The following is a 22,276-nucleotide window of genomic DNA, read 5'->3' as shown; positions in this document are numbered from 1 at the left end:
TTCGTGAAGGCGATACCTTGGTAGTAACCCGAATTGACCGATTAACCCGAAGCATTCTCGATTTACAGACCTTACTGCATTACTTAAAAGAAAAAGAAATCCACTTGAAAGCACTGGAACAACCCGTGGATACCTCCAATGCTTCCGGTAAATTCTTTTTGGATATGCTCGGTGTTTTTGCTGAGTTTGAAACCAATCTTCGCCGTGAACGGCAGCTCGAAGGCATTGAGCGTGCCAAGCGCGAAGGCAAGTACAAAGGCCGGAAACCCACTGCACGCTCAAAAACCGATGAGGTCATGAAGTTAATCAATCAGGGGTACACACGCACCGCGATTGCTAAAAAACTCAACATGGGAATTGCCTCTGTTTATCGTATCCTTAAAACTCATCGCCAGGATAATCCAGAAAAAACAATTCCAGGAAGCCAAGGAACTCAAAAAATTGCAGTCGTTGAGGTTTGGTTACGAGTAGAAAACAACAATAAGTTTGTGCGTGGAAAAAATGAATCCAGACGGCAAATCGAGCAATACTGCTTTTCGTCTTTTGATATGGTGAAAAAAGACAAGGATGGCTGGGAGTACATTTTGAAAGTTCCCTATACCAATGATAAAGACTTGGATAAAACTCTTTATGATGTGATGCATGAGGCCGAATCGATTGCCGATTGTCGCAATGGATTTACAGAAATGAGCATCATAGAGCCTGCAACTGGTAAATCCTGGTAATGAATCCCTGGTTCACCACCCTACCCTGGGTTCTTTACCTTAACTTTAAAACAAAAGCGTGTTTTCATACCGCCCGTTTTGAAAAGGCAACACGCTATTACGTCATTCGCCTGGAACAGGATTTATTAGGTGACTGGACGCTTTGCATATCCAATGGACGGATCAAATCAAGACCAGGACAAAGCCGCATTATTGCTTTTGAATGCTTTTCTGATGCTTGTGAACACTTTTGCCTCATGGCAAAAGAACGAAATCAACGTGGTTATCATCCTGTATCCTATGACACAGAGGATCTTCTATATCAAACCATGGTACTATGGGCATGTATTACAGAAAAACCAGTGACCGCACAAAAAAGAAAGACTACAACACATAAGAAACGGGTTAGATCACCATCAAGACCAACTCCAGAGGTTCAATATCCATTTCATGATATTCATCAAATGCCGCTGATTTTTTAAAATTTATTTTACTAAATCGAAACCATCGCTGGATTGCCTTGCTGTTCAACGTGTAGAGGTGCTGTACCAAACATGCATACATGCCACAACCTATCGAGAACAGACATAAATGATGACCTCATCCATTAATTTGCTGATGTAGTAATCTGTATACACAAAAGTTGAAATCCCTTTTGACAAGAAACAGAATATAATAATTACACGCCACTCTTATTAAGGATAATCATGTCATTAGCAGAACATATCGTACAATATGGATTCTCAATCAGCTTAATTGTTAATGCAGCATTATTCATCCCTCAAATCATCTCACTCATTCGCACTAAATCAACCAAAGGTATTTCCTTGATTACTTTTGCAGGATTTAATGTAATCCAGTTATTTACCCTACTCCACGGTCTTTATGTTGACGATTATCTCCTTGCTGGTGGTTATCTTTTAAGTATTATCACGTGCGGCACAGTATCCCTCTTGATTATTTATTATCGTTATATAAGAAAAGAAATAACCTTAACGACAACCAATACAACAGGTGATTAATTAAAAAACTTAGTGATTATATTTTACCCATGTGTTATGATATCCCGCTCTTAAAGTCACTCTACGGAACTGGATATGGAAATAAATCAAACAAACCTGGCTTTACTCCCTTATGATCCCTACATTGTCATCAAAGACATTACTCAGAAAATAAGCATCATCGAGTTGATGAGTGCACTACTCCACCAATTACATCATGCACTTTGTTATTTTGAAAAAAATGAACTTTCTCGATTTGATGCCCAGGTAGGGGAAACACTTTGCCAAATCAGAGCCTACAAGATCTATTATCTTGCTACTTATTCATCACATCATTTTTTAGAGCAGGTTTTGACACTAAAAACCCGTGTGTTAGATGGAATAAAAATATTGTCCATGCAGGCAAAACAGTTCCATCTGGCGCTGAAACAGCATAAAAACGAACGATCTGATTTCATTCGCAATCCAATAACCCTGATCGATTTTTTTAAAGAGTTAAAATGTCTTATTCCTTTATCTGATGATGCCTTATTTTTGTTTAGCTCCTTTTTTTTATGTCATTATCACGTGGTCGATGATAACCATATCCCAATGGCAATTAATTTTGCAGCTATCGAAGAAGAACTTTCCTTATCCCGTAGTTTCGCTAAAAAACTAGGGCATTTTTACCAAAAAAGACTGTCCGAACTGTCCTGCGATTTCATATTCAACCTGGTAAAAGAACTGCCCGAATCCCAGGAGTTGGAATCCATATTACCCCTGGTGCATCACCAGGCAGATGAAGGACGTATGGTCTTACCCTGTTATTGCGTAACCGAAATTATTGTATTGCATATGATAGAGAAAAACGCCAATATGTTGTTTTTGGTCGATGTCATCACGCCAGCCCAAAGAACACGAATACCCTTATTTTTAAAAGGTTCAAAAACCACACACAATTTTGAATTAATAGACCAGTATAATGCTCAAGATGAACCCTGCATGGTCATGTACGGTTCACGTAAATCTCATAGCGCTGCACTTAAAGACATACAGGAACAATTACTCTCTATAGGAATTAAGGAAGTAATTCTATCTAATAATGCTGCACATCCCCAATATTCTGGAAAAACACTGAGTGCCTATAGAGACAACCATTATGAAACCTTAATTTCAGAGCGAACACGGTTATCCGTCCAACAATTAGCGACTATTCAAAAAAGAGCTCATCATTTGGCGCATCTAAAAATTAAGGCAAATATTCTAGGCTGCACCAGCGACAATCCGAAATTATTTGTGCTACAGCATATTTATTGCAGTACCATAAAGAAAGATACACACCAGACGATAAAAATACAGTAAAGGGTATGGTTATTTAAGGAGTATACTTAGTTTAGCAGACGGTTAACTAAGAGGATGGATTGACTGGATGAAAATAAATCAAGTGGTGTCATTACTAGAGCATATTCTCCCTCTGATACCTGGATATGCTTACCTCCAGAATAAAGAAGGTGAATACATCGCATGCACCCATTCACAAGCCCTACTTTGGGGATTAAAAGAACCAAAGGATATTGTTAACCAGACTAATGCCACCCTTCCCCTAGTTCAAAAACATCCTAATTTGATGAATACATTAGATGGCATCTACCAACGCATCTTGAAATCAAAAACCGCTCTCCATTTTGAAGAGCCAGTTTATCAAGGTGAGCAACTAATCGTCATAAACTACTACAAAATCCCCTTATCCGAACAGAATCGATTGGTGGGAATTTTATCTTTGGTTATTGATGATCCGAACCACCCTATTCCTATCAAACCAAATTCCCCCAATGACATTGCTTTAAAACACATATTGACTAACCTTCCAGAACACGTGTACTGGAAAGACAATCAAGGCCGATATTTAGGGTGCAATCTTGCTCAAGCTCAAGATCTCAACTTGAGTCATTGTGATGAGATCATAGGAAAAACAGACTACGACTTATCAACCAAAAACAAAGCAGATCAGTTTTGGGAGGTCGATAATCAAGTATTGTCTTTTGGAAAAACCATCGAGGTCGAAGAAGAAATTATAAAAAATGGGGATAGTCGGATAGTGATTTCGAAGAAATCCCCGCTTTATAATGAGCTCAACCAGGTGATAGGGCTTTTAGGGATCTCTTTTGATATCACGGATCGAAAAATGATGGAAGAAGAACTTAAAAAATCTAAAAATGCAGCTGAAACAGCAAATAATGCCAAAACAGAATTTCTTGCTAATATGCGCCATGACATCAGAACTCCACTTTCAGGCATCGTTGGATTTTCTGAACTGTTAAAATCTGAATCCAATGAACCACGAATCAAAGAATACGCTGATAACCTCATCGCCTCAAGCCATGCATTACTTGATTTAATGGATGAAGTACTCGAAGCAGTTAGAGTAAGCTCTGGTGAAATACCCATGCTGAAACGAAAATTCAATCTGGCGCAAACCCTGGAACAGGTGGTTGCTTTATACCAGGCACGTGCACATCAAAAAAAATTGGCATTATCCCTTTCTTTAGACAAAACACTGCCTCACTTTGTCATAGGCGATAAAATCAGACTGCACCGCATTGCTCTTGAATTAATAGGAAACGCACTGAACTTTACAGATACAGGACATGTAAGCATCAACGTGGTTTTGGCAAAAAAAGAACATCGTGAATTAATAATTAAAATAACAGTTGCTGATTCTGGAATAGGTATTCCTAAAGAGAAACAGCAAGAAATTTATCTGCAATTCAAAAGGCTAACCCCCTCTTATCAAGGCATATATAAAGGTGCAGGACTTGGGCTTTATGTCGTGAAACAATTTATTGATGAGCTAGGCGGTGAAATCTATGTTGACAGCGAACCACGCAAGGGAACAGTATTTACCTGCCTTATTCCCATGCAAGCAGCACTTTTAGATGATGCATCCGGCATCACTCAAGATGAAGATCTAAAACTGGAAAAACCCTACATGCTCCCCTTACACCATCATATAACAGCACCAAAGCCCCAAAATAATTTAGAATGCGAAGCCAAGCATAAAATATTAGTGGTAGAAGATAATTTTATTGCCCAAACTGTAGCCAAAGCACTTTTATCAAAAATGGATTGTCAGGTTGATGTCGCATCCAGTGGGGTGGACGCACTGGCTCTTTATGATAAAACCGATTATGACTTAATCTTTATGGACATTGGCTTAGGTGAAGGTATGGATGGTTATGAAGTCACACACTTTATTCGTTCAAAAACCAGTGTAACCAAACATATTCCCATCATAGCACTCACCGCGCACGGTGGTGATGAAAGCAAACAACGTTGCATTGAGGCTGGAATGGATGCGGTATTAACAAAACCCCTAACTCAGGCACATGCTACAGATATCCTCAAGTCGTTTATTCCCAAGCCACATGAAACACCAACGGTTGAATCCCCCAAAGCAAGACGCGACTTGCCTGATAATGATGATGAGATGTTTCAACTAAACCAGTTCCCTATCTTAAATAGTGAAGAAGCATTGAAAAACGGTACAACTCAAGACATGTTAAAAGAATTATTAACCCTAATGACTAAAGAACTTCCATCAGACTTAGGGTACATGAAAAAAGCATTTGAAGAGAAGGATTATCCTCTAGTTGAAAAAACAGCTCACAAAATCAAAGGCGGAGCGGTTTATGTAGGAACCATTCGTATGAAATATGCCTGTCAGTATGTTGAGCGCTACTGGAAAACAGGGCAACGTGACTTATTTGAAGCACTTTATATACAGGCAGTAAGTACTATTGAAGAAACCCTCACCTACATTGATGGCTGGCTTCAAAGGAAAGCCCCATAAATAAAAAATTATTTCATACACTCGAACAGGAGTGTTTCATTTATTTATCCAAAATGAGATAACACTAAAAAATATTCGCCAGTTAATTAATGAATTTATTCCCACGTAGCAAAAGCCATTAGGGATCGGTTGGTGTCTGCTCTTGCTTTTTCTTTAACTGTTCCTGTTTTCTTAAATAAATTTCCTGCCTGTTCACAGTAACCTGTTTAGGTGCATCAATTCCCAGTTTAAAATGTCCAGGTTCCTGGGTTTTAAAAGGGGTAATCACCACCTTTTGATTGTTCTCTAATGTAATAATTAACTCAGATTCAAAGGCTACTGTTCTTATTTCCATATTGATTTACTCGTTTTAGTTCAAAATAATTGCAAAAAAAACACCGGTTATACTACAGCAACCATCGGAGTCCTATGGGTAGGAGCAGAAAAAAATGAAGGTTCATTTTTTATTGCATAAAACCCATTAATGCTTGGCTTAACACCATCAAACGATTCCTGCACCTCTTCGGGTTGAACCACATCAATTTGTTCCAGACGAATAATCTGCTGTTCCTGCCGGTCTAAAAGCTTGCGATATCTCTGATTACTTTCTTCTAATTGTTTTGTAACAACAGAGAGTTTGCGTTCGGCTTCGCATATTCGCTCCGCTACCTGATCAAAGCTCTTTTCTTTATTAGTTAGGAACTCATTGAGTCTTAATTGAAATGAGGTACGTTGCTCTTCATCTGCGATGACCGTTTTTGATAGGGCTTCTACTGTACTTCTTAGAACAAGGGACAGTGTTTGTGCCTGATCAACCTCTTTACTCATTTTTACTTTAACTTCATCAAGCTCTTTAATTTTTTCAGATAACTGATTCTGATTGTCTTTATATGCCAGAACAACCTGCTCTAATTCCTTTTGAGTGTTTTCTAAAATTTGAGACTGTTCCTCAATAGAGCCTTTAAGCGTTTTGGCAATCAATTCGAGTTCAATCTGAGTCGCACGCAGTGCCTTTTCGGTGTCATTAAGCTTACTGATTTCTGATTTTAATGTATTAATTTGCTCACAAAATTGATCCACATTTTGGGTTAGGCGCGAATTTTCTTTCTGGAATGCATCGATTTCAAGAGCTAGTTGTTCGCGTAAGAGATCTAAAGTTGAAATAACCGTATCCAGCAGGTCAACAAGACTTGATATTCCTGCGTTTAAATGTTTGGTGTTGTTGGTGTTTTGGTTTTGATGATTTTCAAGAAGGATGTGACTTGCCGCATAAATAATTCCAGTAACAATACTGAGCGTAATAAGGGCTGCAAGATTTGCCATGAGTCCAATCATCAAAAGAGGTATGGTGAGCACTGCACCTGCGGTAATTTTTTGCCACAAGGGAATTTCATTCCAAAAACTTGCAGCACGAGACAGCCAACTAGGATTGTTATTCATTGATTGAATCAATTGATTCAGATCTACTTTGATTTTTTGTATTTTATTTTGAGTCGTTACCATCTTTTCAAAACGTTCTTTATCTTTTTTTGTTTTCTGAGCAAGAATGTCTTGCTCCGTGTGTTCTGCTTGATGGAGTTCAGAAGCTAACTCAAGTTCCACTTTTTGATACGACATGATTCTTCCTTACAACGAATGGGTCATCCACTTTTTTTAAATCGAAATGGTGTCACTTGATTTTCAGATCAAGCATAAAATCAGCAGGGTAACGGATAACCTCTTAATTATTGAGTTAATTACCAGTACCTTTTTTACGTATTGGATTGAGGTGTATTTTTGGTTTTTGAGGCACCGTATAAAAACCCTGAACATAAGGTCTTAAGGTTGCTCATTGAGGGGGAAAATTGATTTTTAATATTCAGAATGTTACTCATTACCACGTTTCCTTAATTTGGTTTGAAACAACAATCAACCGGGCGCTTTTCCTTCGAACGGTTAAATCTTGATCATTCTATCGAATAAATTATGTTCAGTCATTCTTTTTTTTTGGTGGCTTTCTTATACAAAAATCAAATACCCCTAAAATGTATTAAAACCTATAGACCATCAGTCATCGATGCACATTAAAAGAGAGTATATTTTAATCAATCCTTACATCACGTATTCTTTTATGCATCAAATCCACAAGGTTATCCTCAGAAAATGTGGATAACTTAATGAAGCGTTGATGCATAGTGTCCATCCAGTTTTTAATAACCTGCTATGTTTAAGCGCACTGTTTTTGATCATTTAACAGCTCCTGTTGACATTGTTGTTCAATGAGAGACTGCTGATACCATAGGTGCTCTAATTCACGCCTGACGTCTTGAATGCGTTCTCGAATAGTATTTATTACTTCTTCACTTGATTGTTCATAAATACTTTGCATGAGTGCATCAAGCTGCGTACTTTTCTCAAGCATTTGAGCTTCTAGTTGAATTAGTTGCTCGTCTTGTTGTTGTTCTTCAACTTGTTCATGGTTAGGATTCATTTCGTTATTCTTTTGTTTTTTCCATCGTTTTTCACGCAATTCTTGTTGGTCTTTAAAATCTTGTCCAAGATAAAAGTGTTTATAAAATCCTTTAGGAGTTTTCCACTGATTGGTACGAATCATTTTGGCAAGAATGTTGTTTCGATGTTTAAAACACGTCACATCAGGGAAATAAAACTCGATGTTCAATAGTGCAAATATGTATTCCGCTGTTAATTGTGCTGGTGATGAAAACTGTTTTTTGTGTTGAAACGTTAAATTAAAAAAAGTTCCTAATATTAGTTTTTTAACTTCATCAGGGATTTCTTCTTTAATTTCTGAATAAAGTAAATTTTGAATGGCATCGAATTGTTGGGTTAACCGCTGAAGTGTTGTTTTATCCACAGAACGGGTTAATTTTTTAAAAATAATATTATTAATAAGAAAAGAAGGATAAAGATCTCTTATATATAATCCCCTCATTTTGAGGGGATCGATCCCCTCATTTATATCAACTTCTTTGCATTCTGGTTCTTTATTATCCTGTTCTTGATTGTCTTCTTGATAAGGATCCTTTGAGTCATTGTGGATATCTGTTGCAGCAGCCGGTGGCGCCTCTGGAACAGGTTTGGAAGGTTTAATCAGTGCGAGTAGTTTATCGGTAATGTGAATGTAATTGCCTTTTTTTACTTCAAAGCCCCCCTGCTCTTTCGTTCTGCTATAAAGCGCCTGACGTCGTTCAATAAAACCCTCTTCAACTAATTCTTTGATGTACCGTTCTAAAGTGCTTTTGGGAATGCCGGTATCTTCTACGATTTCGGCATAGGGTTTCATGAACCATTTACGGTCAGAGTTTCTTAATGTGTACGTACTGGTTTGCCAGCCGAGCAGTATGTAATCTACTAATTGCGCTTTTCGGGCAGATGGAATTACTTTCATGAGACTTTTAAATCTCAGGTGAAAAATTGAACAAAGGTTCCCCATAGATAATATCCTTATCTTATTGTTTTTTTTGGGGAACAAAGCTAAAATAACCAGTGGATGGATCCAAAAATTTCGATGGAACTAGTTATTCCTTGATGATTTTTGGTGTTTAGCTTCGTTCCAAGCTAAATGATTTTCAGTTATGGGGAGGGCCAACTCTCCATAACTGGTTGTTCTTATCCTAGTAATTCTTGTATAGATACTTTTCCTTCTGTTATTAATTCAAGTGCAGCAGCATACTTAGGCCTTGGTTTTCTCATGCCAAGTTCCCACGTTTTTATAGCCGACTCTGAGACATTTAATGCGTTAGCAATTATTTTTCTTGCTAGCATTCTTTTGCCTTTCGGGTATTGATATATGTATTCTCTTAGATTCATAAAAATTAGATTAACCTAATGTAACGTTACGATCAACAAAAAATATTACATAAATGCGATCATTACTTAAGGATACTTAGATCAAATTATTTGATGTTATATTATATTAGATCATGTTATAAATTAATTTTCCAATAAAAACATCATGTTATGTTTTTTGGAGTGGGTTTTTAATGTCATGTAGTATTAAGTTATATTATATAATATAAAATTATATTTACTTATGTTGATTTATTCGTGTAGTATGTAGGTGTATATAATAAAAAATAAGGTATGGATATGGCTGGAAAAGTAATTGCAATATTGCAAAGCAAAGGCGGTGCAACAAAGACATCTACAGCAATAAATATAATGATGGCTTTAAGGGAAATGGGGTTTTCATCTGTTACATGCGATATGGATAAGGAAAAACCAGATGCTATTATGTGGGCAGATTTGGGTTCTGAATTAACGGAATTGGTTATTCCTTTATTTGATGGTAACCCAAAACCCAAAGTGGAAAATTTAACAAAAAATTACGATGTTGTTATATTGGATACCCCACCTAATTTTGAAGGGGCTGCATTAAAGGCTGCATATCTTGCTGATTATTGTATTATTCCTTCCTCACCATCTGCATTAGATACTAATGCTTTGGTAAGTGCGGCGGAATGCGCTTTATTAGTTGGGAAGCCTTACAGGTTTTTGGCTAGCAGGATAGTTAAAAACACCATGATGACAAAAGATTTACTAAAAAATCTTAGTGAAACTGGAGAGTCATTTGAAACTAAAATAACTAATAGTGTCAATATGACTGGAGCTGTTTCTCGTGGTTCTTGGGTTGGTTCGTACATGCCAGGATGTGATAATCATCTTCAATTTAAGGCTCTTGCAGAGGAGCTTATCTTATGTGCACAAATTAAAAAGAATGCTAATCAATTGGTTGGGGTATAAATATGGCAAATGATAACAAGCGCCACCCTTCCATTCTTGGCGGTTCTTCATTGAAGGAGAAATTAAGTAAGGCACGGGAAGAGCTTGATGCTCTTCATGAGGAAAAAGATGTAAGTGTGGTTCATGATGAGATGGCAGTTAATAACGCTGTTAAGAAGAATGAGCCTAAATTCCATCTTACAGGCAGATGTAACAGGAAGGACCAGAAATATACAACAAAAGCATTTTATATTTTGGATGAATTAGATCAAGATATTAAAAAATATTGTAATGGTGGTGATGTTGCATTGTTTAACTATCTTATTTATTTGGGCTTAAATGAGATTAAGAAAAGAGAGGGGCATTCTTTTGATGAAGTATCCAATATGGAAGGCTCTTACTTAAGAAAATAAGCATATCACATAATATAATATCACATAATATAATATTATGTGATATTGCTCGATGTGATGTAATATTACATAGCTGTAATATGTAATTAAATATTGTAGCTACTATGTGATTTGAAAGATGATATTTAAAAAATATAATATTATATAAATCCATATAACATTATATTACATAATGTTATGGTTTTCGGTGTTTGTGAAATTTTTGTATGAGAATCAGAGTTTTTAGAAAGCTTACTTTAAGTCGTTACAATATATATAATAAATCATTTGCTCTGTATTAGGAGGTATTATGGAGTTATTAGACATAGTTGAGGTATTAGCAAAAAATCCATTGATTGATTTATCAATTTTAGAAAATTCAATTTTGAGCCAGAATTTAATTGAAGCTTACAAGAATTCTGATTCGCATGAAGTCAGGAATTTGATAGCACAAAAAAATGAATTTTCAGATATGAGTCATGTTATACCCTTTTCAGATATGAGCCATGTGTTTCCACTGATGGGATAAGATTTGTGAAATTATTGGCGTTAGTTGGCTCAGGAATTAAAACTATTTCCCATATAACAGAAGAGGCGAAAGGTTATATATGCAGCTGCGATAAAGTGTTGTATTTAGTAAATGAGCCTTTACTTGAAGCTTATATTGATAAGCTATCGAAATCTTGTAGATCATTAGCGCCTATTTATTTTAGATCTGAGTTGAGAGAGTGTGCGTATAAAAATATTGCACAAGAAATTCAATTAGAGTTGGATGGGGTTAACTCTTTATGCGTCGTAATATATGGTCATCCATGTGTATTTGCCACCCCTGGATTATTAGCTTTATCAGATATTGATAAAAATATTAAGACGGTAGTTTGTCCAGGAATATCAGCTCAAGATTGCTTATATTCTGATCTAAAATTTGATCCTGCTTCTGGCGGCGTTCAAACTTTTGATGCTACGGAATACCTTTTGTATGATAAATTGGTGGATTCTTCTTCTCATATTATTATTTACCAAATTGGTATGGTTGGTAATTTGGGGTTGCCAACCAATAAAATAAATATGGAAGCAATCAGATTTATAAAGAGAAAATTGCTCTGTATCTATGAAAATGATAAAAAAGCCATTATCTACGAATCTGCTTTATATCCAGGTACTAATCCTAAAATAACTAACTTTAATTTATATGAATTAGATGCCCAAGAGTTAACAACACTATCTACTTTATATATTCCTCCTGACAAAAAACAAAGGGAACCAAATGCTCAAGCTTTAAAATTATTAAATCAAGTTGCAAGGTAGATACAGTTTATATTTAAAGAGAGGGATCATCATGAGCTTAACAGTCAGCTCTCCTAAGATAAGATTTTCTTTTGGGGATTTGCCAATAACATGTAAATTATTATTAGCTCTTATTTTTATAGAAGCTATTGGCGGGGGATTATCTTACCATATTGCATATTATTTTAGTGCAAGCACTAATTTTGATAAGCTCAATATAGGGTTTTTAGGGTTTTCAATGGGGGTAGGTGCAATATTTGGTAGTATATTTGGTGGATATTTTACAGGAAAAATCCAAGCAAAAAATTTAATTGGGAGCAGTTTTTTACTAATAGGGATAGCTTTTGCTTTTTTAGGTAAATTGAGTTCCTTCCATATATCTATTTTGTTCGTATTGTTGATGGGGTTTGGAATTAATTTATTTATTACTTGCAGTAACGCATCATTTCTACAAATATCGAAGAATACTAATCATAGTCTAACTGTTGCTCAATCATATAAAAATGCATTAGAAAATGCAGGTGGTATAGTTGCAATGGTTTTGATAATGATTTTGGCGCAAAATTATTTTAAATCCGTTATGCTTTTAGTCGGATTGTCATTTATATTATTTTCTGCCTATGTATTTCTAAGGTTAGAAGTACATGATGATGCTGTTAAACTTACCAATGCAAATAATAAAGAAAAAATTGAAACTATCTATAGTTCTCTCGTTCCAATGTTGCTTTCAGTATTTTTTATAGGTTTAACATATGGAATACAGAAAACTGTACTTGGGGTTCATCTAAATGAAACTATAGGGAATTCATTTATCATTGGTTTCTTTTTTGCAACAGATCCAGTGTTAATAGCATTATTTCAAGTAAAGCTATCAAAAAGCATAGAGGGCTTTAATAAGCATGTGATTGCTAGTATTGGTTGTATATTGCTCGGAGTTTCTACTTTTGCGATGGGGTTTTCTTCAACAATGCTAGAAATGTTTTGCTCTCTAGTGTTTTTTACTATTGGAGAGATGCTGTTTATGGCGCATTCTGTGGCATTATGTCATCAATATGGCAGTTCTAACCATAGCGGATTAGGAATAGGTGCCTGGCGTAGTTCATATGCATTAGGAATGATGATTGGTCCTTTGGTATCTGGATTTGCTATGTACTATTTTAATGCTAAAAGTGCTTGGACAATATCTTCATTGCTTTGCTTGGTTAGTGCCTACTTGGTCTTTGATTCTAAAAAGAAATAGATTTTTAGCTGGTTATTGAGATGCATCCTTTAAAAAAGGACGCATCTTGGCAAAAATCGTCAATATTTAAATGATTAATCATTGAGTCGTTTTTTATTAATTGATTAACATCTGAAAGCCAAGAATTTTTATGTTCAAACCCATGGTAGTAGGAAAACTGAACTTTTTCTGCCTTTTCCGAAAGTATAGTGTCTGCCCATTCCTCATGTTTAGATGAAAAAAGTTCTTTATATTTATTAGAAACTATATATATCTTTTCAAGTTCGGAAATTAGGGTAGCCTTTTTTCTCGAAAGTCCTTGATAGGTTCTAAAAATAGGATGTTGAAGTGAAAAATAAACAGGTTTTTTTTCAATGTGTTTTTGAGGAACCATTATAGATGGTTCGGTTTTTAAATTATATATATCTTTTAAAACGTGTTTAATCCAGGTACTAGGCAATAACTCATCTGTATTTGTAAAAGCAAACCCATATTTTTCACCTATCAGGATTTCAAATATATATTTAGCTGCATCTTGAATAAAAAAATCTCTTTCTAAATTTGATTTATCAAAAGCAACTCTGAAAATGTGTTGATAGTAGTCTCCATAGTAGGTATAGGCATAATAATGCAGATAGTATTTAAAGAAATATTTATTAATATTTATCCATTCAGGATTATTAAGAATATTTTCAACCCATTTTTCAGAGAAATAAACTATGGATGCGTGCCATTTATTTTCCGAAGTACAAGATTGGTAAATTTTTTTAAAAAAGTCACTATGATCATGATAAGTCTTAGGTGCATCACAATGAATTCCTGATCTTGCAAGACGATTAAGACTTCTTTTACACCCGATATTCTGAATTACATGAGAGGTTTGAGCACCTGCTTTTACGGATAGTATGCCATTAGGCAAATATCGTTTAAGTGGCTTTATTTGAGTAACGTGCCCAATATTAAAAAAATCTCCTTTTTTATCTATATAGACAGGATGGGTTTCATTTTCGGAATTACCTCTTAAATACCACTCAAAGCATTTATCTAAGACGAGTCCTAAAGGGCAGCTATGAAATCCATAAAACAGATCTTTGGTTATTGGATCTACTGTCGAAAAATGGTTGAGAGTTTTTAATTGTCCTTGGTGGGGAATATAAAATGTTTCTGAATCACCAATCAAATCCCCGTATCCAAAATTAAAAATATAAAGAGGGAAATCGTTTCCTGGCGATAATTCATCAACTAAAAAAAAGAACTCAGGATTTGATTGTTTGACTTCATGTTTTATTTCATCCCAATATACTTTGGTAAAATTTCTAAAAGATTCCATTATTAATCAAATCCTGTTCTATTTGTGTTTTTAAAATCCTGATTTGCGTTTTTGCTATAAAAATTATTGATATAAATGACAAAGGTATTGTGCTTTAATTGCAACATGTTTGTCAAACATAGAATGATTTAGCTGTGTAGTGAATAAGGATTTTATCATGAAGATTATTAGTGAAAATGTTATTAAAGGAGAAAATATTGCAGCTCATATCATTGATACAATATTGAATATGACCGAACATAATCCCGTTTCGTTATCAGGGATCTTGGGTATCTCGTTAAAAAAGCTTATTCTAAAAAAGGGATTTTCTACGGATGAGGTTTCTTTGATAGTAAACCTCGGGAGTACGCTTTCTATTAATTAATAGAATACTTTAATCCCATTTTTTAACCAGCCTAATATTTGGAACATTTCTTGAGATTCAAACCTGATTTGTGGCCAATCTGAGTTAATAGGTGAGAAAGTGTAGGCATTGTCAGAGTAACTTATTTTTCTAAATAAGTTCTCGCCAGTAGCTTTAATTTTCATTAAAACTAAATCACAGTCACTTTGTTCCTCATGACAAAAGGTAACTATATCGCCCTCGTTGTAGCTGGGGAACATGCTCTTATCTTCGATAATAAATGAAAAATCATTGGAGCTTATTTTTTCTCGTATGGATAGAGGGATCGGTAGAGAGTCTTCTGTTTTATTGGAGTTGATTATAGGGATTGTTTGAAAGTTATTTTTTTTGGTGGGCTGATCAAGATCTAAAAATAATAACCATGTTGGGGAAACACCTAAAGCATTGCCGAGAATTTCTGCATCTTTAAATTTAGGAGTTCTAGCCCCTCGCTCCCAATTGCTAATTCTTTGAGCAGAAAAGCCTGTCCTTTCAGCTAATTGCACGGCGGATAGATTTTTATTTTTCCGTGATTCTTTAATTCTTGAACCGATTTTTAATTTAATATCCATAAATCTCTTGCAAAATAAACGATTTCGTTTATTATAAAACGAAATCGTTTATTTTTTTTTGTTGTGTTTATTTATCGTTTATTATACATGGAATTTTAATAAATACTAACTGGTTCTGATGAGACAAATAAAATTATCTTAACTACAAGAAATTTATTAAAGATATTAATAATCAAACAATTATTGAGGTAGCAAAAATTGAAATCGGATAACAATTATAAAAAAGTATATATCACGTTACAGTTATCGGAAGCATCCAATGAAATGCTTTCTATGTCCTCAAAAAGATCAAATAGGAAAAAAATTCAAGAAGCCACCTTGCGCTTGGAGGATCACTTAAAAAAATATCGATCAATATCAGAGCTAGATCATGCGATTTCATTAAGTAAGGAATAAAAATAGAGATGTTGATTTTATCCAGAAAAGAAGGTGAGAGCATCATGATTACCGAGGAAATATGTATCACCATTCTTAAAAATATAGATGGTAAAGTTGACGTAGGAGTGTCTGCACCAAAGTCAATGTCTGTTCATCGATTGGAAATATTTGAAAAAATTAAAGCTCAGGAAAATAAGGATTAAGCATGAACGCAAAAAATAGAATACTATCAAATGTTCTTCTAGCTAGCGCTGTTGCTGTTTTAACAGGTTGCGCTGCAACACAAACCGCATTAGAACACCGCACCCTAGAGGTCAGCACTAAACAAAGTGAAACCATCTTTTTAGATCCAGTCTCAAACGCTCAGAAAACAGTATATGTTTCAGTAAAAAATACCTCTGACGAGGAATTGAATATTGCCCCACAATTAAAACCTGCCTTAATTGCCCATGGTTATAAGGTAGTTAATAACCCCAATTCAGCACACTATATATTGCAAGCCAACGTACTTAAGATCGGTAAAATGAGTGTTGCAGCAAGTCAATCGGCATTAGGTGGCGGTTACGGATCAGCCATTGCGGGTGCGGTAGCTGGTACTGCTGCGGGAAGTTTGACTGCGTCAAGCACGGGCATGATTGCCGGCGGCCTTGCGGGTGGAGTTATTGGTTTGGCTGCTGATTCTTTGGTCAAGGCTGTGAATTACACCATGATAACCGATGTCCAAATCAGTGAGAGAGTAGGGAAGGGCATTAAAGTCAATGAGCAGTTCCAATCCCATTTAAAAAACGGAAGCGCTACCGTGACTTCCCAAAAATCATCGCGCGATAGCCAATATCAACGCTACAGAACTCGTGTAGTATCCAATGCGGACAAGGTCAACTTAAAGTTTGTCGATGCACGAGCCTCCTTAGAACAGGGATTAGTTAAAGTCATATCGGGGATATTCTAATGAGTCATCAAACCTAAAAAGACGATTTAATTTCGTTAAAGAAAAACACTCAAGCTTTGTGATTAAAAATTAGGCGAAAAGCGCTTAAGGGATTGTTGCAATCTAAAAAAGGAGAAAATAATGCAAATAGGTAAAAAGGTTGTCAGTTTAATGCAAAAAGGAAGTTCAATACTCGTGTTCACTCTGCTTTCAAAAAGTGTATTAGCGAATGATTTATTGTCCCGTGCATTAGAAGGCGATGTCAAAGATTCATTAGGCAGCGGATCTATGTTTTGGAAAATATTTATTTTGGTGGACATCATTCTGGCAACGGCGATGGCTGTAAAAAGCAAAAATCCCATGGTGTTTGTTGGTGTGACGGCGGTTGCCTTTATTCCAGCCTTTTTACTTAAAACATTTGTTTTTTAAAGGAGGGTTAACGATGAGTACCATGAACTATCAATTCTTAAACCACATTGATGCGCCCAAAAGGGTTTTGACGTTAACCATGGACGAGCTGGTGGTGGCGGGGCTAGGTTTTATGTTGCTCATCATCTCCAATCAAAAAGTGTTGGTATCGATGTTTGGATTGGGTGTGTTAAGTGGGTTGCGGTATTTGAAGAAAGGGGAGGGTCCAAAAGCTCTTTTAGTGCTGGCTTATTGGTATTTACCCAGTTTTATCACCCAATTTTTCCTGCCCAAATTACCGTTATCACACCACCGTGTGTACGTGGCATAAGGAGAGAACATGGATTTTAAAAGTTATCAAAGCCGCTTAAGCCAATTGTCTGCGCGGTTTAATCTGATGGTGGTTTTAGTATTTGGCCTTTTGGTGTCTAACCTCGTGTTGTCTTGCTTTTTATTTAAAGCATGGAATCACCATACCATCGAGGTAACGCCCTTTAGTGGCGAGCCTTCCTATGTGAAATCAGCATCTAGTGTTGATGGCCATTATCTAAGTCTCATGGCAGAAAATTTTGTTAATGAACGTTTAAACGTCACACCAGAAACCGTGGATGCTAATCATCAGCGACTGCTTTCCTATGTAAACCATCAAAATTACACCCAGATGCTACGGCTTTTAACCAATGAGGCCAAGGTCATCAAAGCTAAAAAAATGTCGTCCATTTTTTATATCGACAAAAATAAAGCCAACCCACATGAACTCACAGTGGTTGTTTCAGGCATTTTGAAGCGGTTTGTAGGGCTTCAAGCATTAAATGACGAGCGTAAAACCTATGTCTTGCGGTTCCAATATAAAGACAGTCGCCTGTCTATAGTCCAGTTTTCGCTTTTAAAGGAGAAAGAAGATGCGTAAACCATTAAGTATCGCATTGGCGTTATTATCAACGGTTGCAATGGGTGCGAACAGTATCCCCGTAAAAGACAACAGCGATATTGCATTAACCCTAAGCCAAGGCAATTACAACCGCCTTGTGGTTAAAAACGACAAAATCATGGAAGCGGTGTTTCCTCCCAACGCTATGGCTATTAAGCGTGATGAGCAGGATGGTTCTGTCTATGTGATGCTCTCAGCCGCTAATCCCTTTACTTTATTTCTGACTACAGAGAATGGTCGGCATTTTTCAGTGACTTTAAATGGAGAAGAATCATTAGGTAAGACCATTGAGCTGGTTCCATCATCACCAGTGGTCACAGCAAATAAGACTAACCCCATCAAGACAAATCCTAAAACCATCACACAAGAGGCCGTTCCCGAAGCCATTCTTGCCATGCTCACGCATATGGAGCAGCAAAAACCTTTTGCAGATGTAAGCGTAAAACGCCAATTTGGAAAAGTAGAGCGCTGGTCAAAAGGATTAACGCTTTTACCCAAAGAATCCTGGGACGGCAAGCTGTTAAAGGGCGAAACGATTGAATTGTATAACGGTGGCAAGGAGCCTTTGGAATTGGCGCAAGAGTGGTTTGCCAAAGAGGGAACATTAGCCATTAAATTCTCCAAACCATCCTTAGCCCCTGGTGAAAAAGCCATGCTGTACCGTGTTCAAGGAGCAAGCCATGGCTAACTGGCAATGGAATAAAATGGTTAAAGGGCGTCAAGTGCGCACATTGATTGTGGTTGGAGGCAGTCTATTTTTTATTGTTGCCATGATGATTGTGCTATTAGCCGACGGTAGCCCCAAAAAGAAATTTACCGCCAAAAAATCGGTCGACTTAACTGGAATTGTTGAGGAATCGTTTACTGATGCGGTGGCTGATAATGCCCTTACAGCACAACAAACCGAGCTGGAATCATTAAAAAAGCAAATTATTGAAATGACTCAAAACATTAAAGCGATGGATGAGGCGCATCAAAAAGAGTTGCAGGCGCAAAAAGAAGAACTTAATTCTAAAGTACAAGAGCTGGCTTTGGTTAATCAGGATAAACAAACTAACTCAGAACAGCAAAATAACCCTCAAGAATTAAATCAAGTACAAAATCCACAATTGTGGCATAACCCCAACACCTATGCCATGAACAATGCAATGAATGGAGGGGCGGTGTTATCTGATGCAAGTCCTCGCATTCATACGGTATCTTTTCGGCCTAAACGTCGCATCATCAAAACACACCATAATTTTTATCTAAATCCTGCGCATTACGTACCGTCTAATACATCAGTGAGGGCAGTTATTTTGGGTGGGGCAGATGCTGATGCTTCCGTGAATGGCCAATCAAAAAACAATGGTGTGATGCTCTTTAAGTTCCTGGAAGACGGCACTTTACCTAATGGCCAGCGCTCACGCTTAAGAGGGTGCCGAGTCAGTGCTAATTCCTATGGGGATATTTCCAGTGAACGAGCTTATGGGACGCTTTATCGTCTATCGTGCGCTCATCCTGGTGAGCCGATAATCGATAAAGAAGTAACCGGATGGGTGTTTTTCAATGGCAAGGTAGGTATTAAAGGAAAGCCTCTGATGCGTGATAACAAAGTAATGACCTGGGCGGGTGTTAGTGGTGCGTTATCGGGTATTGCAAGTGCAGCCCAATATGCGCAAAGCGTGCAAGCCATTGGTCCTTATGGCGCCACTTCTGTTGTGCCAAGCAGTCAAATCGCACCCTTTGCTGCTTATGGTGGTGCTTCCAAAGCGGCTGACACACTATCTCAGTACTACGTTAAGCGGGCAGAACAATACCATCCGGTGATTCAGGTAGGCTCTGGCAATGTGGTGACCATCGTCTTTAAAGACGGCTTTTATTTAGAGCCGGATGAAGATAAGAGCCAACACGCAATGAACCAAGTCAAAGCACAGCAAGAATCTCATGAACTGATAGCAAGTCAAGAGGACAACCAAAATTCTGAGATGAATTTTACCGTTCCTCCCGAGGTCTTGGGGAAAATTGACCAGGTAAATACCTTAAGTCGTAATGAAACAGGAGGTTTACGATGAAACGCTCTATGTTTGTCTTAATGCCTATCATATCAGTCCTTTTGACGGGTTGTGGCACGATGAATTCCAATTTCAGTTGTAATGCCACAGCGGGGGACAGTTGTTTGACCATTGAGCAGGTCGATGCCATGACCCGCTTCGCTGATGATGTTAAACCAGTCCCTCCAAGACGTGGCAAGCTGCGCGCGGAAAACACTCTTCAAAATTTTGAGGGGAAAATCATCAAACAAAATAATGGCCAGAATGTGTGGGTTGCACAAAAAGTGGAGGGGCAATCATGGGCTTAACTTTGGCGGCATTTCGTGATAAAGCCCGCAATTTATTGCATCAAGCTGCGACTTTACTTGGGGAAACATCTGGTATTAAACCTGCTTCACTGCATGCGCATGCTGAAAGATCCCCACGAAATTACCAAACACGGTTAAGCTCCTGTTCTATAATCTCTTGTAAGGTTCTAGGGTCAGGGGCTAAGGAACAGAGCTGATTATGCTCAATCATAAGCTTACCCAGGGTAAAATAAGAGAATATTTTCTTATCTTTGACCGTATTGGCTTGGAAGTATTGTTGTTTATTTTGACTATGTGCAATTACTCCAATAACCCAATAAGTAATTTGCACAATAGCAGCAAGAAGCATTTTTACTCCCCATCTATCTACTGAATGAGTACGCACATAACGTCCTGCTAGTCCGAATTGATGACTTTTAACATCTCTAAACGATTCTTCTATTTGCATTCTTTTAAAATAGAGATTGATAATATCAGTAGGCCCTACATCCAATGGTAAATTAGTAGCCAAAATCCATGGCTCTTTATTAGCTTGACTATAACTTCCATTAGACAGTGTCGAGGTGGTTTTTCCTCGTGATGTCTTTACCTTTCTTCCCTTAGGCTTACGATAGGTTGTAACCACCCTACAAGGTCTTGTATGCTCTTTGGTTAATAGAGCATGCTCATAATGTGTCGTTTTAGATTTAATATCAGGGATTAGTTCTTTAATGAGTTTCCATCCCAGTTCTTCGGATAATTGTACCGATTTAACTCCTCTTACACGACTTAGCCAATACCAGCCCAGCGCTTCTATTTCTTTAAACCATTCTTCATAAAAACCGGCATCCATGATTACGATTACTCGACGATTTTTGGGCAAACAAAGACTCAACTCTTTTAAAAAGTCCTTAGCTCGTCCTTTTGTTTCGGTATCTCTATACACTTCTCGATAAAGAGGAAGACTTCTACCTTTTAACGCTATTTCTGCACTGAGCATTTGAATTTCTCGGTCGTCTTTTAAGCAGCAAATATCTACAATCAAAGGTAAGGTTGTATCTTGCGAGATGTAAGTAAAAACAAAGCTTGATAACCCTTGATAAATGGAAAAAAGTTCATTATGCAGTGCCTTATTGCCTTCCAGCCTATCAACTTTCTTTATCTTATTTTTTAATTTTGCATCTCCAGGCAAGTTCCTCCCTAATTCACTTAATGAAAGGTTTTGGCTATGTCTTAAGCCTGATGCTACATCCATTACTGCATTCAATCGTGATATATGAATTTCAGGACATGATTCTGTAAGCGAATTATAAAGATAGGTTTCTACAGCTAACATTTTAATTTCCATGAGTCTTAATGACGCTCATTTGATCATGAGACGCTCTTTATTTCAACTCATAATTCGTGGGGATAGATCAGCTCCTGGTGGAATCGCTTCTTGACTTACATGTTCCACCCCGTCCATTTGCCAAGGAACTAACACACCATGCCAATGGATTGATGTAGGTTTATCCATATGATTGGACACATTAATAGTAACCTCATCGCCTTCCTTAAAACGTAGTGTGGGTGCTGGAATTTGATTATTTACTGCAATTGCTACTCGCGGTTTCCCAGCAAAATAAACGGTCTTGTACGCCACATCTAAATTGACAACACGCTGTGCAGAAAATACATTAGTCATCACCAAAAGACTGGTGAGAAACACCATTATTTTTTTCACCAAAATCCTTTCTCCCTTATTATTCTGAGCGCTCGCTTATTAGGGCGTGTCCTCAATTTAAAGCCATTAATTGAACAGATTTATCGATTTGTAAATTCTTTTTGTTCATCATTCCACCAACCATTTATTTTGTCTTAATTTAAATCAAAAAAACAATTAAAATCCTGTAGA

At 36.9% G+C, this 22,276-nt stretch carries 28 protein-coding genes; 20 read left to right on the top strand and 8 right to left on the bottom strand.

The genetic code is table 11. The annotated features are described in order from the left end of the window. From OQJ26_RS12020 to OQJ26_RS12000, 5 genes are all read left to right on the top strand, one after another. Positions 1 to 725: recombinase family protein (locus OQJ26_RS12020; RefSeq protein ID WP_265704009.1), on the top strand; the 725-nt coding region annotated here is incomplete at its 5' end. Continuing rightward, the gene (locus tag OQJ26_RS12015) at positions 725 to 1,186 is read left to right on the top strand and encodes a WGR domain-containing protein (protein WP_265704008.1); all 462 of its coding nucleotides are present in this window, start codon (positions 725 to 727) and stop codon (positions 1,184 to 1,186) included. The genes OQJ26_RS12020 and OQJ26_RS12015, both read left to right, overlap by 1 nt. Positions 1,187 to 1,411: 225 nt before the next feature. After that, on the top strand, positions 1,412 to 1,726 hold the full coding sequence (locus OQJ26_RS12010) for a SemiSWEET family sugar transporter (protein WP_265704007.1): 315 nt from the start codon (positions 1,412 to 1,414) through the stop codon (positions 1,724 to 1,726). Between the two features lie 75 nt (positions 1,727 to 1,801). Continuing rightward, positions 1,802 to 3,046: a hypothetical protein gene (locus OQJ26_RS12005; protein WP_265704006.1), complete on the top strand. Its 1,245-nt coding sequence runs from the start codon at positions 1,802 to 1,804 to the stop codon at positions 3,044 to 3,046. Between the two features lie 67 nt (positions 3,047 to 3,113). After that, complete coding sequence (locus OQJ26_RS12000; protein WP_265704005.1) at positions 3,114 to 5,534, top strand: PAS domain-containing sensor histidine kinase; 2,421 nt, start codon at positions 3,114 to 3,116, stop codon at positions 5,532 to 5,534. Between the two features lie 118 nt (positions 5,535 to 5,652). Here the strand turns inward: OQJ26_RS12000 and OQJ26_RS11995 are convergent, their stop codons facing one another. The 4 genes from OQJ26_RS11995 to OQJ26_RS11980 form a co-directional block, all read right to left on the bottom strand. Next, on the bottom strand, positions 5,653 to 5,868 hold the full coding sequence (locus OQJ26_RS11995) for a carbon storage regulator (RefSeq protein ID WP_265704004.1): 216 nt from the start codon (positions 5,866 to 5,868) through the stop codon (positions 5,653 to 5,655). Positions 5,869 to 5,915: 47 nt separating this feature from the next. Further along, positions 5,916 to 7,130, bottom strand: a complete 1,215-nt coding sequence (locus OQJ26_RS11990) for a LegC2/C7 family Dot/Icm T4SS effector (protein ID WP_265704003.1) — start codon at positions 7,128 to 7,130, stop codon at positions 5,916 to 5,918. 589 nt (positions 7,131 to 7,719) lie between these two features. Continuing rightward, the gene (locus OQJ26_RS11985) at positions 7,720 to 8,901 is read right to left on the bottom strand and encodes a helix-turn-helix domain-containing protein (RefSeq protein ID WP_265704002.1); all 1,182 of its coding nucleotides are present in this window, start codon (positions 8,899 to 8,901) and stop codon (positions 7,720 to 7,722) included. Positions 8,902 to 9,122: 221 nt separating this feature from the next. Continuing rightward, on the bottom strand, positions 9,123 to 9,278 hold the full coding sequence (locus tag OQJ26_RS11980; RefSeq protein ID WP_265704001.1) for a helix-turn-helix domain-containing protein: 156 nt from the start codon (positions 9,276 to 9,278) through the stop codon (positions 9,123 to 9,125). 324 nt (positions 9,279 to 9,602) lie between these two features. Between OQJ26_RS11980 and OQJ26_RS11975 the strand changes: the two genes are divergently transcribed. The 5 genes from OQJ26_RS11975 (at position 9,603) to OQJ26_RS11955 (ending at position 13,154) form a co-directional block, all read left to right on the top strand. Further along, complete coding sequence (locus tag OQJ26_RS11975) at positions 9,603 to 10,256, top strand: ParA family protein (RefSeq protein ID WP_265704000.1); 654 nt, start codon at positions 9,603 to 9,605, stop codon at positions 10,254 to 10,256. Positions 10,257 to 10,258: 2 nt separating this feature from the next. Beyond that, positions 10,259 to 10,648: a hypothetical protein gene (locus OQJ26_RS11970; protein WP_265703999.1), complete on the top strand. Its 390-nt coding sequence runs from the start codon at positions 10,259 to 10,261 to the stop codon at positions 10,646 to 10,648. A gap of 289 nt (positions 10,649 to 10,937) precedes the next feature. Next, a complete protein-coding gene (locus OQJ26_RS11965; protein WP_265703998.1) occupies positions 10,938 to 11,156 on the top strand; it encodes a hypothetical protein in 219 nt (72 codons plus the stop codon). 5 nt (positions 11,157 to 11,161) lie between these two features. Further along, positions 11,162 to 11,935 (top strand): SAM-dependent methyltransferase, encoded by a 774-nt coding sequence (locus tag OQJ26_RS11960; protein ID WP_265703997.1) that lies wholly within the window; start codon positions 11,162 to 11,164, stop codon positions 11,933 to 11,935. Between the two features lie 31 nt (positions 11,936 to 11,966). Next, positions 11,967 to 13,154, top strand: a complete 1,188-nt coding sequence (locus OQJ26_RS11955) for an MFS transporter (protein ID WP_265703996.1) — start codon at positions 11,967 to 11,969, stop codon at positions 13,152 to 13,154. Positions 13,155 to 13,158: 4 nt separating this feature from the next. On the opposite strand, the gene OQJ26_RS11950 is transcribed toward OQJ26_RS11955, so the two are convergent. After that, positions 13,159 to 14,463: a hypothetical protein gene (locus tag OQJ26_RS11950; RefSeq protein WP_265703995.1), complete on the bottom strand. Its 1,305-nt coding sequence runs from the start codon at positions 14,461 to 14,463 to the stop codon at positions 13,159 to 13,161. A gap of 157 nt (positions 14,464 to 14,620) precedes the next feature. Between OQJ26_RS11950 and OQJ26_RS11945 the strand changes: the two genes are divergently transcribed. Next, entirely contained in the window at positions 14,621 to 14,827 is a 207-nt protein-coding gene (locus OQJ26_RS11945) for a hypothetical protein (RefSeq protein WP_265703994.1), read from the top strand. On the opposite strand, the gene OQJ26_RS11940 is transcribed toward OQJ26_RS11945, so the two are convergent. Further along, positions 14,824 to 15,417, bottom strand: a complete 594-nt coding sequence (locus OQJ26_RS11940; protein WP_265703993.1) for a helix-turn-helix domain-containing protein — start codon at positions 15,415 to 15,417, stop codon at positions 14,824 to 14,826. The genes OQJ26_RS11945 and OQJ26_RS11940 overlap by 4 nt on opposite strands. A gap of 198 nt (positions 15,418 to 15,615) precedes the next feature. Here OQJ26_RS11940 and OQJ26_RS11935 point away from each other — a divergent pair, with 198 nt between their 5' ends. From OQJ26_RS11935 to OQJ26_RS11895, 9 genes are all read left to right on the top strand, one after another. Continuing rightward, positions 15,616 to 15,813: a TraY domain-containing protein gene (locus tag OQJ26_RS11935; protein WP_265703992.1), complete on the top strand. Its 198-nt coding sequence runs from the start codon at positions 15,616 to 15,618 to the stop codon at positions 15,811 to 15,813. 8 nt (positions 15,814 to 15,821) lie between these two features. Next, the gene (locus tag OQJ26_RS11930; RefSeq protein ID WP_265703991.1) at positions 15,822 to 15,998 is read left to right on the top strand and encodes a carbon storage regulator; all 177 of its coding nucleotides are present in this window, start codon (positions 15,822 to 15,824) and stop codon (positions 15,996 to 15,998) included. Positions 15,999 to 16,000: 2 nt separating this feature from the next. Continuing rightward, on the top strand, positions 16,001 to 16,744 hold the full coding sequence (locus tag OQJ26_RS11925; protein ID WP_265703990.1) for a complement resistance protein TraT: 744 nt from the start codon (positions 16,001 to 16,003) through the stop codon (positions 16,742 to 16,744). A gap of 120 nt (positions 16,745 to 16,864) precedes the next feature. After that, complete coding sequence (locus OQJ26_RS11920) at positions 16,865 to 17,152, top strand: hypothetical protein (protein ID WP_063230501.1); 288 nt, start codon at positions 16,865 to 16,867, stop codon at positions 17,150 to 17,152. Positions 17,153 to 17,165: 13 nt separating this feature from the next. Beyond that, complete coding sequence (gene traL, locus OQJ26_RS11915) at positions 17,166 to 17,462, top strand: type IV conjugative transfer system protein TraL (RefSeq protein WP_265703989.1); 297 nt, start codon at positions 17,166 to 17,168, stop codon at positions 17,460 to 17,462. A gap of 9 nt (positions 17,463 to 17,471) precedes the next feature. Continuing rightward, entirely contained in the window at positions 17,472 to 18,041 is a 570-nt protein-coding gene (gene traE / locus OQJ26_RS11910) for a type IV conjugative transfer system protein TraE (RefSeq protein ID WP_265703988.1), read from the top strand. Further along, the gene (gene traK / locus OQJ26_RS11905) at positions 18,034 to 18,750 is read left to right on the top strand and encodes a type-F conjugative transfer system secretin TraK (protein WP_265703987.1); all 717 of its coding nucleotides are present in this window, start codon (positions 18,034 to 18,036) and stop codon (positions 18,748 to 18,750) included. Before traE ends, traK begins: the two co-directional genes overlap by 8 nt. Continuing rightward, positions 18,743 to 20,116, top strand: a complete 1,374-nt coding sequence (locus tag OQJ26_RS11900) for a TrbI/VirB10 family protein (RefSeq protein ID WP_265703986.1) — start codon at positions 18,743 to 18,745, stop codon at positions 20,114 to 20,116. Before traK ends, OQJ26_RS11900 begins: the two co-directional genes overlap by 8 nt. After that, positions 20,113 to 20,403, top strand: coding sequence for a conjugal transfer protein (locus tag OQJ26_RS11895; protein ID WP_265703985.1), 291 nt, complete (start codon positions 20,113 to 20,115; stop codon positions 20,401 to 20,403). The genes OQJ26_RS11900 and OQJ26_RS11895 overlap by 4 nt, the downstream gene beginning before the upstream one ends. Positions 20,404 to 20,524: 121 nt before the next feature. Here the strand turns inward: OQJ26_RS11895 and OQJ26_RS11890 are convergent, their stop codons facing one another. Both OQJ26_RS11890 and OQJ26_RS11885 read right to left on the bottom strand, forming a co-directional pair. Beyond that, positions 20,525 to 21,730, bottom strand: a complete 1,206-nt coding sequence (locus tag OQJ26_RS11890; RefSeq protein ID WP_265702028.1) for an IS4 family transposase — start codon at positions 21,728 to 21,730, stop codon at positions 20,525 to 20,527. A gap of 42 nt (positions 21,731 to 21,772) precedes the next feature. Beyond that, positions 21,773 to 22,066: a multicopper oxidase domain-containing protein gene (locus OQJ26_RS11885; RefSeq protein ID WP_416209960.1), complete on the bottom strand. Its 294-nt coding sequence runs from the start codon at positions 22,064 to 22,066 to the stop codon at positions 21,773 to 21,775. Positions 22,067 to 22,276 lie beyond the last annotated feature (210 nt).

Source organism: Legionella sheltonii (genome assembly GCF_026191355.1).
Classification (GTDB): domain Bacteria; phylum Pseudomonadota; class Gammaproteobacteria; order Legionellales; family Legionellaceae; genus Legionella; species Legionella sheltonii.
This window is presented reverse-complemented; position numbering and strand designations above follow the sequence as displayed.

Excerpts from the sequence above, each read along its gene's own strand:
- OQJ26_RS12015 (WP_265704008.1), top strand. The coding sequence starts at position 725 with ATGAATCCCTGGTTCACCACCCTACCCTGGGTTCTTTACCTTAACTTT.
- OQJ26_RS12010 (WP_265704007.1), top strand. The coding sequence starts at position 1,412 with ATGTCATTAGCAGAACATATCGTACAATATGGATTCTCAATCAGCTTA.
- OQJ26_RS12005 (WP_265704006.1), top strand. The coding sequence starts at position 1,802 with ATGGAAATAAATCAAACAAACCTGGCTTTACTCCCTTATGATCCCTAC.
- OQJ26_RS12000 (WP_265704005.1), top strand. The coding sequence starts at position 3,114 with ATGAAAATAAATCAAGTGGTGTCATTACTAGAGCATATTCTCCCTCTG.
- OQJ26_RS11995 (WP_265704004.1), bottom strand. The coding sequence starts at position 5,868 with ATGGAAATAAGAACAGTAGCCTTTGAATCTGAGTTAATTATTACATTA.
- OQJ26_RS11990 (WP_265704003.1), bottom strand. The coding sequence starts at position 7,130 with ATGTCGTATCAAAAAGTGGAACTTGAGTTAGCTTCTGAACTCCATCAA.
- OQJ26_RS11985 (WP_265704002.1), bottom strand. The coding sequence starts at position 8,901 with ATGAAAGTAATTCCATCTGCCCGAAAAGCGCAATTAGTAGATTACATA.
- OQJ26_RS11980 (WP_265704001.1), bottom strand. The coding sequence starts at position 9,278 with ATGCTAGCAAGAAAAATAATTGCTAACGCATTAAATGTCTCAGAGTCG.
- OQJ26_RS11975 (WP_265704000.1), top strand. The coding sequence starts at position 9,603 with ATGGCTGGAAAAGTAATTGCAATATTGCAAAGCAAAGGCGGTGCAACA.
- OQJ26_RS11970 (WP_265703999.1), top strand. The coding sequence starts at position 10,259 with ATGGCAAATGATAACAAGCGCCACCCTTCCATTCTTGGCGGTTCTTCA.
- OQJ26_RS11965 (WP_265703998.1), top strand. The coding sequence starts at position 10,938 with ATGGAGTTATTAGACATAGTTGAGGTATTAGCAAAAAATCCATTGATT.
- OQJ26_RS11955 (WP_265703996.1), top strand. The coding sequence starts at position 11,967 with ATGAGCTTAACAGTCAGCTCTCCTAAGATAAGATTTTCTTTTGGGGAT.
- OQJ26_RS11950 (WP_265703995.1), bottom strand. The coding sequence starts at position 14,463 with ATGGAATCTTTTAGAAATTTTACCAAAGTATATTGGGATGAAATAAAA.
- OQJ26_RS11945 (WP_265703994.1), top strand. The coding sequence starts at position 14,621 with ATGAAGATTATTAGTGAAAATGTTATTAAAGGAGAAAATATTGCAGCT.
- OQJ26_RS11940 (WP_265703993.1), bottom strand. The coding sequence starts at position 15,417 with ATGGATATTAAATTAAAAATCGGTTCAAGAATTAAAGAATCACGGAAA.
- OQJ26_RS11930 (WP_265703991.1), top strand. The coding sequence starts at position 15,822 with ATGTTGATTTTATCCAGAAAAGAAGGTGAGAGCATCATGATTACCGAG.
- OQJ26_RS11925 (WP_265703990.1), top strand. The coding sequence starts at position 16,001 with ATGAACGCAAAAAATAGAATACTATCAAATGTTCTTCTAGCTAGCGCT.
- OQJ26_RS11920 (WP_063230501.1), top strand. The coding sequence starts at position 16,865 with ATGCAAATAGGTAAAAAGGTTGTCAGTTTAATGCAAAAAGGAAGTTCA.
- traL (WP_265703989.1), top strand. The coding sequence starts at position 17,166 with ATGAGTACCATGAACTATCAATTCTTAAACCACATTGATGCGCCCAAA.
- traE (WP_265703988.1), top strand. The coding sequence starts at position 17,472 with ATGGATTTTAAAAGTTATCAAAGCCGCTTAAGCCAATTGTCTGCGCGG.
- traK (WP_265703987.1), top strand. The coding sequence starts at position 18,034 with ATGCGTAAACCATTAAGTATCGCATTGGCGTTATTATCAACGGTTGCA.
- OQJ26_RS11900 (WP_265703986.1), top strand. The coding sequence starts at position 18,743 with ATGGCTAACTGGCAATGGAATAAAATGGTTAAAGGGCGTCAAGTGCGC.
- OQJ26_RS11895 (WP_265703985.1), top strand. The coding sequence starts at position 20,113 with ATGAAACGCTCTATGTTTGTCTTAATGCCTATCATATCAGTCCTTTTG.
- OQJ26_RS11890 (WP_265702028.1), bottom strand. The coding sequence starts at position 21,730 with ATGGAAATTAAAATGTTAGCTGTAGAAACCTATCTTTATAATTCGCTT.
- OQJ26_RS11885 (WP_416209960.1), bottom strand. The coding sequence starts at position 22,066 with ATGACTAATGTATTTTCTGCACAGCGTGTTGTCAATTTAGATGTGGCG.